This is a genomic window from Desulfosporosinus paludis (assembly GCF_045689965.1).
Lineage (GTDB): Bacteria > Bacillota > Desulfitobacteriia > Desulfitobacteriales > Desulfitobacteriaceae > Desulfosporosinus > Desulfosporosinus paludis.
On sequence record NZ_CP144211.1, the window covers coordinates 4,662,456 to 4,680,584 of the forward strand.

8 protein-coding genes and 2 pseudogenes are annotated in these 18,129 nt (G+C 42.7%); 6 read left to right on the top strand and 4 right to left on the bottom strand.

The window, feature by feature from the left end:
- Window positions 1-92: 92 nt before the first annotated feature.
- Window positions 93-8,660 carry a GH36-type glycosyl hydrolase domain-containing protein gene (locus VZF35_RS23250; protein ID WP_407308792.1) on the top strand — a complete coding sequence of 2,856 codons (8,568 nt, stop codon included), beginning with the start codon at window positions 93-95 and terminating at the stop codon, window positions 8,658-8,660.
- Between the two features lie 55 nt (window positions 8,661-8,715).
- Window positions 8,716-9,444 (top strand): class I SAM-dependent methyltransferase, encoded by a 729-nt coding sequence (locus VZF35_RS23255; RefSeq protein ID WP_407308793.1) that lies wholly within the window; start codon window positions 8,716-8,718, stop codon window positions 9,442-9,444.
- Between the two features lie 90 nt (window positions 9,445-9,534).
- Here VZF35_RS23255 and VZF35_RS23260 read toward each other — a convergent pair.
- Window positions 9,535-11,000: pseudogene (locus tag VZF35_RS23260) on the bottom strand (MFS transporter).
- Window positions 11,001-11,188: 188 nt separating this feature from the next.
- On the opposite strand from VZF35_RS23260, the gene VZF35_RS23265 reads away from it, so the two are divergent.
- Window positions 11,189-12,796, top strand: coding sequence for an IS1182 family transposase (locus VZF35_RS23265; protein ID WP_407308493.1), 1,608 nt, complete (start codon window positions 11,189-11,191; stop codon window positions 12,794-12,796).
- Window positions 12,797-13,008: 212 nt separating this feature from the next.
- On the opposite strand, the gene VZF35_RS23270 is transcribed toward VZF35_RS23265, so the two are convergent.
- The gene (locus tag VZF35_RS23270; RefSeq protein ID WP_407308794.1) at window positions 13,009-13,671 is read right to left on the bottom strand and encodes an AbrB family transcriptional regulator; all 663 of its coding nucleotides are present in this window, start codon (window positions 13,669-13,671) and stop codon (window positions 13,009-13,011) included.
- A gap of 253 nt (window positions 13,672-13,924) precedes the next feature.
- Here VZF35_RS23270 and VZF35_RS23275 point away from each other — a divergent pair, with 253 nt between their 5' ends.
- Window positions 13,925-14,560 carry a viroplasmin family protein gene (locus VZF35_RS23275; RefSeq protein ID WP_407308795.1) on the top strand — a complete coding sequence of 212 codons (636 nt, stop codon included), beginning with the start codon at window positions 13,925-13,927 and terminating at the stop codon, window positions 14,558-14,560.
- Between the two features lie 7 nt (window positions 14,561-14,567).
- Here the strand turns inward: VZF35_RS23275 and VZF35_RS23280 are convergent, their stop codons facing one another.
- Both VZF35_RS23280 and VZF35_RS23285 read right to left on the bottom strand, forming a co-directional pair.
- Window positions 14,568-15,044: a DsrE/DsrF/DrsH-like family protein gene (locus VZF35_RS23280; protein ID WP_407314797.1), complete on the bottom strand. Its 477-nt coding sequence runs from the start codon at window positions 15,042-15,044 to the stop codon at window positions 14,568-14,570.
- Window positions 15,045-15,109: 65 nt separating this feature from the next.
- Window positions 15,110-16,425: pseudogene (locus tag VZF35_RS23285) on the bottom strand (aminotransferase class V-fold PLP-dependent enzyme).
- Window positions 16,426-16,578: 153 nt separating this feature from the next.
- Here VZF35_RS23285 and VZF35_RS23290 point away from each other — a divergent pair.
- Both VZF35_RS23290 and pepT read left to right on the top strand, forming a co-directional pair.
- Window positions 16,579-16,713, top strand: coding sequence for a hypothetical protein (locus VZF35_RS23290; RefSeq protein WP_407308796.1), 135 nt, complete (start codon window positions 16,579-16,581; stop codon window positions 16,711-16,713).
- Window positions 16,714-16,884: 171 nt separating this feature from the next.
- Entirely contained in the window at window positions 16,885-18,108 is a 1,224-nt protein-coding gene (gene pepT, locus VZF35_RS23295; RefSeq protein WP_407314799.1) for a peptidase T, read from the top strand.
- The last annotated feature ends 21 nt before the right edge of the window (window positions 18,109-18,129 follow it).

Sequence of the window (18,129 nt, forward strand, 5' to 3'; positions counted from 1 at the left end):
GATGAATGAAGTGGGAGGGATTGGGAATAATGCAATAATGATGCTTAAAAAATGACAAACGGAGACGAACAATGAAGTTTTTCGAACGGTCTATGATTAAGGAAAAACCCTATAAAGATATTGCCCTCCATGGGGAAGATCTGCTTAAGCATGCCGAAGAAATTGCCCATTCCACCTCGAATCAGAGTGCTCATTTTCCGAAACGTACTCTCTTGCCAAGGGTTAAACAAAATATAAAATTTTTAGAACGGGCCTATCATGAAATTTCGGATTACACTGCCCGCACTAAAGATACAGTCCCTGCGACAGAATGGCTGCTAGACAATTATTACAGTTTAAGAAGCCTAAAGGAAGAGATTCCCCGGAGCTTGCCTCAGAAATTTGAGCGCCAATTGCCAAGAAACTCTAGCGGTGATTTTATGGGCTACCCTAGAGTATATGGTTTATTAGTGGAATTAATCGAGCATACGGACAGTCAATTGCAACGAGACACCTTAAAAGCGTTTATTAACGCTTATCAGGTTCAAATCCCTTTGTCAAGCGGTGAACTATGGGCAATCCCAACGATGCTTAGAATCGTAATCCTGGAGAACATCAGGAGATTAACGGAACTTATATTATTTACCCAAGCAGAAAGGGAAAGGGCAGATCATTGGGTTTTACCTCTTTTAGAAACTGACCATGATAAAATGAATTGGGATGAAATTCTAAAAAATTTAACTCCTCAGGAAGAATACTCCTCGGCCTATGCGGAACAGATCTTGAGGCGGATGAGGGAACATGGCGTTGAGGGAGCACCATTGCTGCACTGGATCGATCGAGCAATTGCCAAACAGGATACAACGATAGAGGAATTAGCAAAGCTTGAACGTCAGCATCAGACCATGTATCAGGTTTCAATGGGACACGCTATCTCGAGTATACATTTTATTTCTGCAGAGGATTGGCCGAGATTTTTTGAGGAAGTCAGTCTCGTGGAAAGTGTCTTTGAAAAAGATCCGAGTAATGTCTATTGCCAAATGGATTTTGATTCACGTGATGCCTATCGTCATGAGGTAGAAAAAATTGCTCGGCAGTTTAAACTTTCTGAATTAGTTGTGGCGCGAAAAGTTCTCACACGAGCAGAAACGGCCCAGCAACGAGGCGATTTTTTGTCTGCTCATGTTGGCTATGATTTAATGGGCTCAGGTCGTTCAGACTTAGAGGAAGAATTGAAACGAGATTTCGGTTCGAATTCAAGTGTTCTTTATCGGTTTCGTCAGGAGATTCGAAAAAAGCCCGAATTATATTATTTCGGAAGTATGCTCATCGGAGTTTTATTGCTTAGTGCTTGGGTTATTTCCTATGCTCAAAACGTCCCTCCCTTTTCGATTCTCTATACAGCCTTGCTTTTGGGAGTGCTTATATGGGCGAGCAGTTTGATGATACCAACGTTAAACTGGATTGTTACAAAACTTTTCCCCCCGACCTTTTTGCCTAAGCTGGAGTTGAGAGAAGGAATTCCTGAAGAATTTAAGACCATGGTCGTAGTGCCCACTCTTTTGACTAGTATCGAGAGAGTGAAGGAACTCATCGCGGAAATGGAAGTTTATTTTTTGGCCAATCGAGATAATAACTTACATTTTGCTTTACTGGGAGATTTCGCGGATGCCCCTTCTCAGACGATCCCGGGTGATGATGAAATCATTGCTGCCGCCACGGAGGCCATAGAAAATCTCAATCATAAGTATGAACAGGATAGGTTCTATTTTTTTCATCGTTTACGCCTCTTTAATCCTTCAGAGGGGGTTTGGATGGGCTGGGAACGCAAACGGGGAAAATTAGCTGAGTTTAACGCATTATTACGTCAAGAAGGTGCAACTAGTTATAATGTAAAAATTGGAAATTTGACAATTCTGCCAAGCATCTGCTATGTAATAACCCTCGATGCAGATACCAAATTGCCTCAAGGAACCGCTAAAAAACTTATTGGAACTCTCGCTCATCCTTTGAATTCTCCGCACCTCAATGATGCAAAAACAAGAGTTGTTCAAGGGTATGGCGTACTTCAGCCGCGGGTAGGGGTTTCTATTCTGAGCGCCGGAGCGTCTGAATTTGCTCAACTCTACTCTGGCAGAGTAGGTGTTGATCCTTATACAACCGCCATATCCGATCTTTATCAGGACTTGTTTGGCGAAGGTATTTTCACGGGCAAAGGGATCTATGATGTTGAGGTCTTTCATCAAGTAACCCATCAGACGTTTCCAGAGAATACGATTCTTAGCCACGATTTGATCGAAGGAATCTATGCAAGAGCAGGTCTCGTGACAGATATTGAATTGGTGGACGGTTACCCATCCACCTATCGGTCTTATCTCCGCCGTCAACATCGCTGGGTCCGTGGCGACTGGCAGCTTGTACCTTGGCTTTTCAAATCAATACCTTTTATTTCGAAATGGAAGATCTTTGACAACTTAAGGAGAAGCTTAGAAAATCCGGCCCAGTTGCTGCTTATGACCTTAGGAATCTCCTTCCTTCCTGGAAACCCTTGGGTGTGGATTGGGCTGGCTACCTTGAGTGTCCTTTGGCCTATGATTCTATGTATGCTGAACATGCTCTTGGCTACAAGCAAAGAAAGGAGTAATGTAGCTCAAGATTCTTTGACTGTTGCCAAGCAGTTTGGACTGCAGTTTATCTTACTGCCCGTACAAACGTTCAGTATGCTTGATGCCATCTTGCGAAGCAGTTATCGCCAGCTGATTTCTCATCGTCATATGTTGGAATGGGAAACTGCAGCAGATACAGAGAAGCGTATCGATCTTAGTTTGAAAGCGACGTTATGGTCGATGGGTTCGGTCATCGTCTACATTATTCTCGCTGGTTTACTTGTTGGCTTCATGTTTCCTTCCAAGCTTACGGGGTTTATACCTCTAGGAATCTTATGGCTGCTTTCAATTTGGTGCACTTATCGTGTAAGCCTGCCTAAACATTCTAAGAAAGAATTACTTTCTCTTTCGGAACAGCTTGCCTTAAGACTTTGGGCCAGAAAAATCTGGGCTTTTTTTGAGGAATATGTGAATGATGCTGAGCATTGGCTTCCTCCTGATAATGTCCAAATTGATCCGCCCAATGGAGTTGCTCACAGAACCTCCCCGACAAATATTGGTTTAGCCTTACTGGCGAATATTGCATCAAGAGATTTCGGTTATATTTCTATCACGACAGCATTGCAGCGCATCGAAAAGATGCTCCTTACCATTAGAGAACTAGAACATTGGAAAGGGCATCTTTACAACTGGTATGATACCCAGAGTCTGGAACCCTTGGAACCGCGCTATATATCTACGGTTGATAGCGGGAACTTTGTCATGTATTTGCTGACGTTGAAAGCCGGGCTTTCTGAGTCCTTAGAAAAACCACTCCTGGGTTCGGAATACGTCTCTGCTCTTCAAGATACCTTTATGCTGTTAAAACGGACTGTCGGAGAAGATGATCTTAAAGAGCTGGCTGGATTTGAAAGTGCACTTAAGGAAGCCTTAGAGAGCTCCAACGAGACCTGCAACCTTCGGACCTTGGTGAGTCTCTTATTGTCCTGGCCACAAAATTATTCACTTCAGGAATGGCCGGAAGAAGCCAAGTACTGGGGCGCTCGGATCGAAGAGATGATTGTTTCTTTCAAACAGGAGATACGAGACTATTTGCCGTGGACCAATGATTCATTTCTCTTGGAAGATAAGAATCTACAAACTATCAATGATCTTGAATCCTTTAATGTTTATGAATTAGGACGATACTATACACAAGAGCTGGAGAACGGGAATTTCAGTGCGGAAATCAGCAAAATAATCAGACCTGCGCTGCTTAAGATTCAGAATATCATCCATAAATCCAAAGAACTGCAGCAATGGCTCGAAGAGATGGTTTTAGTGACAGATTTTCAGCCTTTGTTTGATGAGAACCGTCAGCTTTTTTCCATTGGTTACCGAATCGGAGAAAGTATGCTTGATAAGTCTTACTATGATTTATTAGCATCTGAGGCTCGTCAGGCGAGTTTTATTGCCATTGCGAAAGGAGATGTGCCACATAGTCATTGGTTTAGACTGGGGCGCACCTTGACTTTGGCTCAGGGAAAAAGAAGTCTCGTTTCTTGGAGCGGAACTATGTTTGAGTTTTTGATGCCCTTGCTCGTCATGAGAAACTATTCGGGAACTTTGTTGGATGAGACATATAAGTCCGTTGTAGAGGTACAAAAAAAGTACGCAGCCGAACATAATTTACCTTGGGGAATATCCGAGTCAGGATTTTATGCCTTTGACCCTCAACTCAACTATCAATATAAAGCCTTCGGTGTTCCAGGCCTGGGCCTGAAAAGGGGATTGATCCAAGATCTTGTCATTGCGCCTTATGCCAGCTTTTTGGGATTGATGGTTTCCCCCCGGGAGGCCTTATCCAATATTTCGCTCATGGAACATCGTGGTTTTGGCGGTCGCTATGGATTATATGAAGCCGTCGATTTTACAGCAGATCGTATCCCAGTAGGGAAGTCCCATAGGCTGATCCAGAGTTTTATGGCCCATCATCAGGGGATGAGCTTTTTAGCCTTGGATAATGTCTTATTTGACAACAGAATGCAGACACGTTTACACAGCGAGGCACTTATTCAAGCCATGGAACTGCTCTTGCAGGAACGAATACCGTCGGCAACCCCTCTTATTTCACAACCAGAGGGTGAACAGACTGTCTCTGGCCGACAATCTAAGAGTTCCCCTCCTGAGAAGAGTCAGTCGATTTTTATGAATACAGCGATGAGTCCGATTCCGGTGACGCATTGTATCTCGAACGGACAGTATTCAGTGATGCTGACAAATTCAGGGGCTGGCTTTAGTCGTTTTCAAAAAATATGTTTATCTCGCTGGCGGGAAGATGTAACCAGGGATGCTTGGGGAATGTATTTCTACATCCAAAACCTGAATTCAGGGGATGTTTGGTCAGCGACGTATCAACCATGTCTAAATTCTGGTGAGGATTATAAAGTCACCTTCGCTCCAGATCGGGTTGAATACTTCCGCAAGGACGGCAATCTGACGACCCGCACCGAAATCGTTGTCTCACCGGAAGATCAAACAGAAATCCGTCGTATTTCGTTGACAAATCGTAGTAAGTTTGAGCGAGTTATTGAAATCACCAGCTATTTTGAAGTGGTTTTGGCCAGGGCGAATGATGATTTAGCCCATCCTGCCTTTGGAAATCTGTTTATTCAAACCGACTATCAAAATGAAGTGTTATTTGCTTCACGACGTCCTCGTAAAGAAAAGCAGCCGCGTTTATGGCTGATGCATACTGTAGCGACAGAGGGAGACACGGTCGGTACCCTGCAATATGAAACAGATCGAGCTCGGTTCATTGGACGGGGCAGAAGCCTTTCGAAACCACAAGCTTTGGATGCCAACCACCCCTTATCCAATACGGTTGGTGCGGTCCTTGATCCTATCATGAGTCTGAGACAGAGAGTGAGAGTTGCTCCTGGGCAAACGGCGAGGGTTTCTTTCTCCGTCGGTTATGCAGACAACCAAGAGGACATCATCCGTATTTCTGAAAAATATCGGGACCCGCTCTCAGTAAATAGGGCTTTTGAACTGGCTTGGACTCACTGCAAAATGGAGCTACGTCATCTGAATTTGACGGTCGGGCAGGCCAACGAGGCTCTCAGTCTTGGTGGTCATCTGCTTTATCTCAGTCCATGCCGCCGAGATGTAGCGGAATACATCGCCACTAATTGCAAAGGGCAGTCAGCTTTGTGGCCCTATGCGATTTCAGGAGATCTTCCGATTGTTCTAGTTCGAGTCGATAGGCCTGAACATATGGAGTTAGTTCGACGTTTGCTGACAATTCATGAATACTGGAGTCTTAAGGGATTATATGTAGATTTAGTAATTCTCAATGAAGATGAGAGCGGTTACGTTCAGGCTTTTCAAGATAGCTTGAGAGACTTGATTTCTATGGGACACGCGCGGGATCGTTTAAATCAGCCAGGCGGTGTTTTTATACTGCAAAAAGATCATGTTCAAGTCGATGATCTGAGACTGCTCTATACCGTAGCTCGAATCATTTTTAATGGTGAAGGAGGTTCTTGTTCAGTTCAGGTTAGAAAGAAGAGTAAACTTATTAATGGGGACGGTACGGCCGGAGGAAATGATACCCCTTCTGAGCTGGAAGACTCCTTATTAGAAACCTCTCAGGACAACATACTCCATGAACCAGCGGAACAGATGATGAGCCAATTGACGTTTGCCAATGGATATGGAGGATTTAGTCAAGATGGGAAAGAATATGTAATTAAGCTTCAGGAGGGCAGGAATACCCCTCTTCCCTGGATTAATGTTATTGCTAACCCGACATTTGGTTTCCAAGTTTCTGAGGTAGGAGCAGGTTATACATGGTCCAACAATAGTCGGGAGTATAAGCTTACTCCTTGGTCCAATGATTCGATCCTTGATCCCACAGGAGAAGCGCTTTATTTGAGGAAGGAAGATACCGGCGAGTTTTGGTCAGTGACTGCCAAGCCAAGGCGGGAGAAAGGGTCTTACACGATAAGGCATGGTCAGGGATATTCAGTCTTTGAACATTGCAGTCATGGTCTGAAGCAATCACTGAGGCTTTTTGTACCAGTAAAGGAACCTGTTAAAATTGTCGATGTATCAATTGCCAACACAACAGAACAGGAGATACGCTTGAGCTTAGTCTATTACGTGGAATGGGTCTTGGGAGTGGCCCGTGAGCTGACTGCCCCGTATTTGGTGACGGAATATGATGAGAAATACCCGGCTCTGTTAATTCGCAACACTTACCAAGAAGAATTTAGCGGACGGATAGGATTTCTGGCGGTTATGGGAGCCAACGTCGTCAGCTATACGGGTGATCGGTCTGAATTTATCGGTCGTAATGGGAGTTTGGCAGATCCAGCGGGATTAAAGTTGGAGAGTTTCTCAGATTCCGTCGGTGCCGGCTTCGATCCTTGTTCGGCCATGCAAATCCATTTAGCGATTGCCGCTGGAGAAACCCGAACAGTTACTCTCTTTTTAGGAGAAACCACAAATCGAGAAGAGATAGGGCAAATTCTTTCGGCGTATAGGAACCCAGAGAGAGTTAATGAAGAACTCGATAAAGTAAGAGACTACTGGGACGGTTTATTGAGCAAAATCCAAGTTGAAACCCCCGATATATCGATGAATTTACTCATGAACCGGTGGCTGCTCTATCAAACTGCGGTTTGTCGAATATGGGCGAGATCAGCGTTTTATCAGTCAGGCGGAGCCTATGGTTTCAGAGATCAACTTCAAGACGTAATGGCTCTTGTTTATACCGCCCCTGAGGTTAGCAGAAAACAAATACTCCTTCATTGCGGTCATCAATTTAAAGAAGGTGATGTGCAGCATTGGTGGCATGAAGGAAAAAGTAAAGGAATACGAACAAAATTCTCCGATGATCTTTTATGGCTCCCATTTGTGACAGCGCATTATATTGAGCGTACAGGTGATAGTTCCGTACTCGATGAGGTGATCCCTTTCCTCGAAGATGAGCCGCTGAAAGAGGGCGAAGATGAACGCTATTCAGTTCCCGGAATTTCTGACGAGTGTGGAAATGTCTATGAACATTGCCTGCGAGCCATCGAAAGAGGGCTGCGTTTTGGTGAACATGGATTACCGCTCATTGGTTCTGGAGACTGGAACGACGGCTTTAGTCAAATTGGTCCCCAAGGCAGAGGAGAAAGTGTATGGCTGGGCTGGTTTCTCCACTTGACCCTGACGCGTTTCTCTTCCATCTGCCGAGAGCGTCAGGATAAGGAGAGAGAAGAACGTTATCGCCATGTCTCGGAAGAACTTCAACAGAATTTGGAGAAGTACGGCTGGGATGGAGGATGGTATCGACGGGCATATTTTGATGACGGAACTCCTTTAGGATCAACACGAAACACAGAATGTCAGATTGACGCCATCGCACAATCATGGGCAGTAATTTCCGGAGCTGCAAAACCCAGCCGAGCACAAGATGCTATGCTGGCTTTAGAACACTATTTGTGGCGAAAAGAAGATGGAATTCTTATGTTGCTTACACCGCCTTTTGACAAATCTCTGCCTGACCCCGGCTATATCAAAGGGTATGTACCTGGGGTACGTGAAAATGGAGGGCAGTATACCCATGGGGCCATCTGGGCCATATCAGCATACACAACTCTAGGAGAAGGAGATAAGGCTATGGAGTTGTTTCAAATGCTAAATCCCATCAATCATGCTCAAACAGAACATGAAGCTAATCGCTATAAAGTTGAGCCCTACGTAGTTGCAGCCGATGTTTATGCTATCCACCCCCATGTAGGCCGCGGCGGATGGACATGGTACACTGGAGCGGCAGGGTGGTTGTATCAAACTGGGCTTGAAGGGGTTTTGGGTTTCAAATGTCAAGGGGATAAACTGATCCTCAAACCCTGCATACCGAGTCACTGGAAAGGCTATCGCATGGTCTATCATTATCATTCTTCAAAATACGAAATAGTTGTTGATAATCCCAAGGGTCGAATGACAGGGTTTGAACAGCTTACTTGCGATGAAGAACCATTAGAAGAACCTGTCATTTCCCTTAGGGATGACGGTCAGTCTCACACCATTCGTTTGACACTGTAAAGAAAATGAGCAGGACAGATTAGTCTAAGCTATAGAGAGAAGGAGGGGATAGAGCTTGGAGTTTTATCAGATTTTATCCGAATATTACGATGAAATTTTCCCATTAAAGGAGGCCCAAAAGACATTTCTCCAGAATTACTTAAGACAAGAAGCCATGAATTCAGTGCTTGATGTTGGGTGTGGAACAGGTACTCTGGCGATAGAACTGAGTCGGGGAGGGATTTCGGCTTACGGTGTGGATCTGAGTGCAGAAATGATTGAAATCGCCAGAAAAAAGGCTCGAGACATAGGCAGCTCATCAACGTTTTCAGTAGCGGACATGCGTAATCTCAGTAGTATAGAGAAGGAATTTGATGGAATTGTCTGCTTGGGAAACACCCTTGCGCATGTGTCCGGAGAAGCTGAGTTAAAACAGGTTCTGGCTCAGTTTAAACTAAAAGCGCCTCGCGTGTTGGTGCAAACCGTGAACTATGACCGGATCATTGCCAAGCAAATTAAGGAATTACCCCTGATCAAAACTTCTAGTTTGATGTTTCAGCGTTACTATACGTTTTGTTCAGATGGCAGCTTGGAGTTCACTATGAAGATTACCTTCCCTGATTCCAGAGAGGAGGTATCTGGCACTAATCGTTTATACCCTGTTGCCTGTTCAGGTTTGATGAAAGCTTTTGAGGAAGAGGGTTGGGAAATAGCAGGACTATGGGGGAATTTCGAAAAAGAACCATGGACGTATGATTCTCCTGCAACGGTTATATCAGCTAGAGCGGCAAAAGCCGTAAAATAAACGCCAAAGGCCAGGGCTTAAGATAAAGCTCTGGCCTTTAGCGCTATGCCAAATAAACTATGCAGTAGTGGTACAGTGTCCATCAAGGAATCAAGATTCAGAACGGCTGTAACCTTTACGGTTCAACGAGAGGAGTCCAGCAAAAATAGCGATCGCCATGGAGGTTAACATAACAATATGGTAAGCCCCAACAAAAGCATTCGCCTGCTGAGCTGGGGTAGGGGAACTGATTCCTGCAAGAAAGGCCGCATTGCGGTTTTCGAATAATGATACAGAATAGGCAATGCCGATGACCATACCAACATTACGGACCAGTGCGTTAATCCCGCCTGCAACGCCTAATTTTATCGGAGGGACAGAACTCATGACGCTGCTGTTATTAGGAGATTGGAAAAGGCCTGAGCCCAGACCTATCAACAACAAACCAGGCACAATCTGCCAAGCCAGTGAGTGGGCGTTGAGATTGGATAAATACAAAAAACCCAATGCTGAGACGAACAAACCGCTGGTGGTCAGGATGATAGGGCCGATTCTGTCTGAAAGATGTCCGCTGACTGGAGCTGCAACCGCCATCATGAGAGGAAAGGAGGTCATAAGTAATCCGACTTGGGTGGGATTATAATTCAAGACGTGCTGCAAGTAAAAGGGCATCAGCATTGTATTGGCAAACATTGCCACGAAGGAGAGTAAACCAGTAATATTGCCTACAAAAAAAGGCCGAATTCGGAACAATGACAAATCAATCATCGGGTTAGTTACACGGATTTCAGCAACAAAGAAGGCCGATAACAAGATAATGCCGAGCAGTATCCCGCCAATGATGGGATAGGTTCCCCATCCCCAATCTTGACCATTACTGAGAGAAAACAAGACACTGATCATGCCGCTGGTAAAAAACAATGCACCGACAAAATCAAACGTTTCATGATTTTGTAAGGGCTTATCATGGGGAAGAATAAAGCGCGCGGCCAGATATCCCAAGATTCCTATGGGTACATTAATGTAAAAAATGGCCCGCCAGTTTAAGAGTCCTACTAATATTCCCCGATAGCCGGTCCGGTAAGACTTCCTAAAGCGACAACCGTCCCAGTTAAGCCTAAGGCCCTCCCTCGCTCCTTGGGCGGGAAATTAGCGGTAACAATGGCAGCACTGTTAGCCATCAGCATGGAGGCCCCGATAGCCTGGAGGACACGCATTCCAATTAGAAACCAGATATTTGCTGCAATTCCGCAAAGTGCTGAACCGATGGTAAAGACGATAAATCCGAAAGAATAAATCCGTCTGCGGCCGATAAGATCAGCTAATCTTCCGAAAACCGGAAGCAAACTGGAAATGGTTAATAAGTAGGCAGTTACTACCCATTGAAGTGTCGAAAGATCAGCATTTAGCTTGCCTGAAATTGTCGGTAAGGCTACGTTGACAATACTGCTATCTAAAGTTGCCATAAACGTTCCGATAGAAACGGTCGCTAAAATATACCAGCGGTATTTTTGTGAGGCTTTTAAGCGGCCCGAAATAGTGCTGTTGCCTGGGTTCACGTAGTTTGCTCCTTCCATGTTATGTATTGTGTTAACCTTTAATATATCATAACAAAAATAGTTTGGATACTAGTATTCAAGGTGGTGCCTCAAAGTAAGAGGCTGTCTCAAAATAGAAATATAATTTCTATGGAGAGGCAGCCCCTTTCTGTGTAAAAATACAAAAAGACAAGTCCAAAGACCCGTCTTTTCGGTATAATTAGTTTATGCTACAAAACAAAACTATACGCAAAAATTATAACGAAAATAGTGGGGTTTATCAACTCGTGCTCCCACTAAACATGGAAGTATTAATACCAGAAGATGACTCGGTGAGACTGCTATGCCATATGACGGAGGGATTAGATTATACAAATTTAAACAAGGCGTACTCTTCCAAGGGAAGAAATCCAGCAGTCACACCCAAGACATTATTCCGAGTATTGGTGTATGCTTACATGAACGACATTTACACAAGCAGAAAAATAGAGGAAGCCTGTAGGAGAGATATTAATTTCATGTGGTTGCTCCAAGGACAGAAGGTGCCCGACCATAATACGATTGCTCGTTTCCGCAACGGTCGGATTAAAGGAATTATCGAAGGGCTCTTCAACCAATTGGTCGTTAAACTAGGTGAACTGGGTGAGATCCAGTATGAAAATATTTTTATAGATGGTACAAAAATTGAGGCCTATGCCAATAAATATACATTCGTATGGAAGAAAACCACCATCAAAAATGAACAGAAACTGCAAGAAAAAGCCAGGGCATTTCTTGTGAAACTCAATAAAGAAATCGAAACTGGTATTCCATTAAGCGAGTCGGCAATCACAGTGGAAACCCTTCAGAATTACATTGCTTTTCTGAAGGAGAAGCAACAAGCCGAAAAAATAGAGTTTGTTTCTGGAAAGGGAAAACGCAAGACTAATCTGCAAAGGGCAACAGAGACACTAGAAGAATTCTTGGAAAAACAAACGAGATATGATCGTTATAACGAGCTTTTTGATGGTAGAAATAGCTTCTCAAAGACGGATACGGATGCCACTTTTATGCATATGAAGGAAGATCATATGAGAAATTCTCAGCTAAAGCCAGGATACAATGTGCAGATTGGCGTAGAGGCTGAATATATCGTTGGATTGGCCATTTCGAGTGAGCGCTCCGATCAATTGACTCTTATTTCTTTTTTAGAAAAGCTAATTGAGAACTTACCTAAAAGATATCATAATGTCATTGCTGATGCAGGCTACGAAAGTGAAGAAAACTATGTTTATTTTGAGAAACAAGGACTAAAGCCTTTCATTAAGCCACAGACCTATGAAGTAATGAAGAAAAAAAGCTTTAGTAAGATCATTGGTAAACGGGAAAATATGGTCTATGATGCAGTCAAAGACGAATATCTTTGTGCAAATAATAAAAAACTAGTGGCTGTCGGAAAGACGACAAGAACTTCGAAAAGTGGTTATAAATCGGATGTAACTCTCTATGAGTGTGAGAGTTGTGGAGGCTGTTCATTCAAAAAACAATGCACAAAAGCAGCGGGTAATAAGAAACTATCTGTATCAAAAGTATTTTTGGAGAAACGAGAAGAATCCTTACATAATATCACAACGGCTGAAGGTATCCTACTAAGAATGAATCGTTCCATCCAGGTTGAAGGGGCTTTTGGAATTCTGAAGGAAGATCATAGCTTCCGAAGATTTGTAATGCGTGGTAAAAAGAATGTTGAAACTGAATTTTTGCTTTTGAGCTTTGGTTTTAACATCAATAAGTTGCACAACAAAATACAACAAGACAGATGTGGCTGTTCGTTACATAAAATAGAGGTTGCGTAATCTGCTTATGCCTTTTAATTAGGGAGTTTTAGAGAGTGCTCTTTTAGCGTTCCCAAATATAACAATAAGATTGTGAAATCAGGAATACTCCCTTGTGATTTCACAATCTCAACTTATTTTTCCCCAAATATTGAAAAGAGGCTGCCTCTTCGTGATGTCGTAGACATCATTTTGAGACAGCCTCTATAAATAATATCTAGGATGGAGTATGCCTAGGCAATACCGTTAAGGTTCGCGTAGATTGCTTCGCGGGCCCCGACCATCAGTACGACGATTAGATTTTCTGGAGCAAAAATGGTATAGATGACGCGATATTCTTTTAAACCGCTTCTGAAAGAGACCCGATATGTTTCATAATAAGGTCCTCTCAAACGTTTGAAGGCCAAAGGGTCTTGTTCAATGTGACTAAATACAGTCGGGATTTCTTTTAGTTCTTTTTCATGAAGGAGGGCTAAATCATGAATTCCGCGTGTGGTAATCACAACGTCATAAGAACCATGAGGTGTTTTCTCCCAGCCAAGAGAGACAAGGCTCTGAACTTTTCGCCACTTGACGGATTGCGAATTTTTATGCGCTCTATGTGCTTCCTCTGACATTCGATCAAGGACAGTACTTAACTTTAATTTGCGTTCCAGCAGTTTACGCTTAAGCTCATCTCCAGTACATCCTATTCCATGTAATTCTCCAATGATTAAATCCTCGAAGAAATCAGAAAGAGGTCCAACGGAACGTTCGGCTGTTCGCACGAAAACTTTACCTTCGGAGTCAACACACAAATCTAAGGTGTCCTCTGCAACCAAACCAAAGAGGCTTCGCAATTCCGGGGGTAAAACGATTTCCCCTTCTGCTCCGACCTTCACCCGATAAGTTTCCATAGTTTCTCCGCCCCCTTTTTGTATTATACTAAGATTTTATCGTACGCTTAATATTAAGGATTTCAACAAAGAATTGAATTATCCTTCCGCATTGAGACTACTATTTAGATTATTCTGTATAATATATTAGTATGTGTGACGCAGTGTAAAGGGAACGGTCATAACACGTTGTTTAGTTTCTACGACCTAGGGTTTATAATAGTATTATGTGATCAGAGACAAGCTCCAAACCATAAAAAAGGGAGAGGCTTCTTTGGGGAAGAAAAATTATTATGTTGTTAAAGAAGGGTACACAAAAGGTCTGTTTAATAACTGGCCGGAATGTCAGGCAGCAGTCAAAGGGTATAAAGGAGCAATTTATAAAGGGTTCGAGACGAAAGCCGAAGCGCTTGCTTGGGAAAATAACAAGGAAAGCTTGGCAACAAGAAAACCCCTTGAAGAAGGTCAAGAGGTCGAGTTAGTTCAATCGGCAGCAGCTGGCTATGATTATGAAGTTTATACCGATGGCAGTTATAAGAATGGCAAGTATTCTTATGGCTACGTCTTTGTTAAAGAGGGACAAATTATTTCAGAAGGCAACGGAGTTGGAGAAAATCTGGAAGCTGCCGTCATGAGAAATGTAGCCGGAGAAATCGCTGGGGTGATTCATGCCGTAAAAAAGGCCAAAGATTTAAAGGCACGCATAAAAATCTATCATGATTATTCCGGTATCTCCCATTGGGTTAGCGGAGACTGGCAAGCTAAGAACAAATTCACCCAAGCATACGTAACATTTATGAAAGAGCACGAAGGCCTCTATAGCTTTGAAAAAGTAGCCGGCCACAGTGGAAATCAGTTTAATGATTATGTTGACCGGCTAGCAAAGCAAGCCTTGGGAATCGGCACATAGTGGTAAATTAAATGAATAGTTGCATGTCGGAATCTAAGGCATCCTTTAAGTATTCTTTGGCAGTGATGATTTTGACTTCAGGCAGCAGCTCATCTTCTTTAAAACCCATGACATCCACAGATAGCTTGCATCCAAAAAATGTTACTCCTTTTTTTCTGGCGCCATTAAGAAAATCAGTCAGACTAGGTGTTTGGTCATCGTCCATCATCTCTAAAAGCATTTGTTTTCCTAAACCTGCCATGTTCATTCGGGAAAGAGGTAATTCTTCAGGTCCCTTGGGAGTCACCATACCAAACATTTTTTCAAAGGCAGTTTTATCTTCAGTAGAAGCCTTTGCAGGATCTCGTACCAAAAATAGGCCCCAGAACGCAAAAAACATGCTCACATTAACTCCCAATTCTTTGGCGGTATTTGCCAGTATGAGCGCAGCTAGAGCTTTATCGTAGTCACCGCTGAACATGAGAATATTCATTTTCTTCTCCAACATTTACACCCCTTAAATTTGTTATCCAAAACCTAGTATAAGTAGAAATTCAAATAGTATAACAGCTAGTAAATGTTTGTTGTGGGGTGCCTAATGATTTGCTCAAGTGTTTCAAGCAGAACATTTATTTCATGAAGATTATTATAGAGACCAAAACTGACTCTGACGATGCCAGGACGGGAGAATCTCCGTTCTTCTTGTAAAACTCCATTTGCTTAGAGGTAATAGATAATAATTTTTGGATATAAGGTTGAGTACAGAAACAGCCCGTCCTGACTGCAATACCTGCTTCGTGGGACAAAATTGAGGCGATCCGTTCATGATGTATACCTCTGACGTTGAAAGGGATAACCCCTATGCGCCGTTCACCTGGGCTAAAGTGTGAATAAAGAGTAATGCCAGGAATCGATCTAAGCCCAGAATAAGCGTACTCTGCAAGCTGATATTCATAGTCATCGATTCTTCTCATGCCCAAGGCGGAGAGAGTTTTAATTGCAGCGACTAAGGCCACAACTCCCATAACATTAGGGGAACCTGCTTCATCCTTATGAGGAGGGTCATTCCATAGGACCCAATCATGAGTTACGACCTGAGCTGTACCTCCTCCCACCATCTCAGAGACTCCCTGCCGAAACGTTTCACGGGGACCTATAAGTACACCGATACCAAAAGGTGCATACATCTTATGAGCGGAAAACGCCAGATAATCTATGCGTTGAAGTGGATTTTGAGGTCTCATGTTGACAATGGTATGAGGTACCATTTGTGCCCCATCAACAAGAATTTTAGCGTGATAGCGATGTGCCAGTTCGGCAATTTTATGTATTGGATTAAGATAGCCTGTGACGTTCGAAGCTCCGGTAACAGCAACCAGTTTTACTTTACCCCGATAATGAATTAATTTACGTTCGAGATCTTCAAGGCTTAGTTTACCCTGTGGATTCACTTGGACATAATCAACTAGGAATTTATTTCTCCAGGGTAAGTCGTTAGAATGGTGTTCCATCCAGGTTGATAAAATGATGCCTTTCTTAGTTTCTTCCCGAAGACGATAGGATAATTTATTAATGGCTTCGGTAGTGTTTTTGACAAAAATGACGGTATCATTATTAGGATCTGCATTTACGAATTTTAGGACGGTTGATCTTGCTTCTTCGAATAGCTGGGAGGAATATTGTGATTTATATCCCGTGCCACGATGAATCGAGGAATACATACAAGAAAATTGATTAATTTCTTCCATAACGGAAACCAAAGGTGGAGTTGAAGCAGCATTATCGAAGTTGATGCAAGTTGCCCATTGCCCATTAAATAAAGGGATTTTAGTATCTGTGCCAACAACAAGATGTCTGTAATCAGATTCAGGCAGCTTATAATTCATGTGATCATCTCTTTCGGGTAAAATTATGTTCCTCCTTCAGCATAATATTATGGTTGAAAAAAAAGGTGACAATCGAATTAAGCTACATGATATCGATGCCCCTGTAACATACTAGACATGAAAACTCGCATGTCGAAAGTTATGGAGGTAAGCATGAAAAAGTCAGGTGAAATCCAAAAACGAGCCAAAGGACGCGCGAGCGCTAAGTATGATTCACGAAGCGCAGAATTTAAACAAGAGCAGAAGAAGGCCAAGGAAGTAAAAGATAACTTAGACACTGAAGTTTAATTCTCAGGCCTCAAACCTTTTGGGTTTGAGGCTTAATTACTGGAATAGAAATTATGCTCAAGGATTGGTTGCAATCATAGTTTTTAATCGCTATAGTTAGAACAGTAAAAGGTTAATTTATAGTTTGTGAGAAGAAGATTTAACGTCAAACAATTACATGGAGGATTCATGATGAAGACAGTTACCGAGAGATTTCTAAAGTATGTAAACTATGATACTCAGTCTAGTGAAGAAATGACGGTTAACACTACGCCAGGACAGATTGAGTTAGCCCGATACCTTGTTGAAGAGCTAAAGGCCTTGGAGTTAGAAGATATTTCCTTAGACGAAAATGGTTATGTTTTAGCAAACTTGCCCGCAAATACAGAGAAACAAATTCCTGCTCTAGGTTTTATTGCTCACTTGGATACGAGTCCAGATATGACGGGTAGGGATGTAAAACCGAAGCTTATCGAGAATTACGATGGTGGGGAGATTGTCCTGAATAGTGACAAGGATATTGTTCTATCTCCACGTGATTTTCCAGAGCTGTTAAAGTATCAAGGAAAAACGTTAATTACCACAGACGGTACCACCTTGTTAGGTGCTGATGATAAAGCGGGAATTGCCGAAATAATGACTGCTCTAGATTATCTTCAGAGTCATAGAGACATTCCCCATGGAAAATTATGTATCGCCTTTACACCGAATGAAGAAGTTGGCAGAGGAGCAGACCATTTTGATATTCAGAGATTTGGTGCAGATTACGCCTATACAATAGATGGTGGCCCCATCGGGGAATTGGAATATGAAAATTTCAACGCGGCAGAAGTTAAGATTAAGATTCAAGGCAGAAATGTTCATCCCGGATATTCTAAGGGCAAAATGATTAATTCTATTTTGCTTGCCCAAGAATTTATCGAGCAGCTCCCAAAATCTGAAATCCCTGCAAATACTGATGGGTATGAAGGATTTTACCACCTGACAGACTTTCAAGGGAATGTTGAAGAAACAAAGCTGAACTATATCATTCGTGACTTTGATATGGCTTCATTTAAGAGAAGAAAAGACAACATATGCCAGATTGCGTTTAATCTTAATGTAAAGCATGGACAAGGGACATTTGTAATGGACCTTAAAGATCAATACTTTAATATGAAAGAAAAGATTGAACCCGTAAAACATATTATCGACAATGCGGAAAGAGCTATGAAGGAGGTGGGAGTTGTACCGGATGTTCGTCCGATTCGAGGTGGTACAGACGGAGCCAGACTTTCCTTTATGGGCTTACCGACTCCGAATATTTTTGCCGGAGGGCATAACTTCCATGGTAAATTTGAATTTATTCCTACGTTTGCCATGGAGAAAGCGGTGGAAGTTATTTTGAAAATTATCAATATCTCCACGAATTCCTAATCACTAAATTCTGAAGTCTTG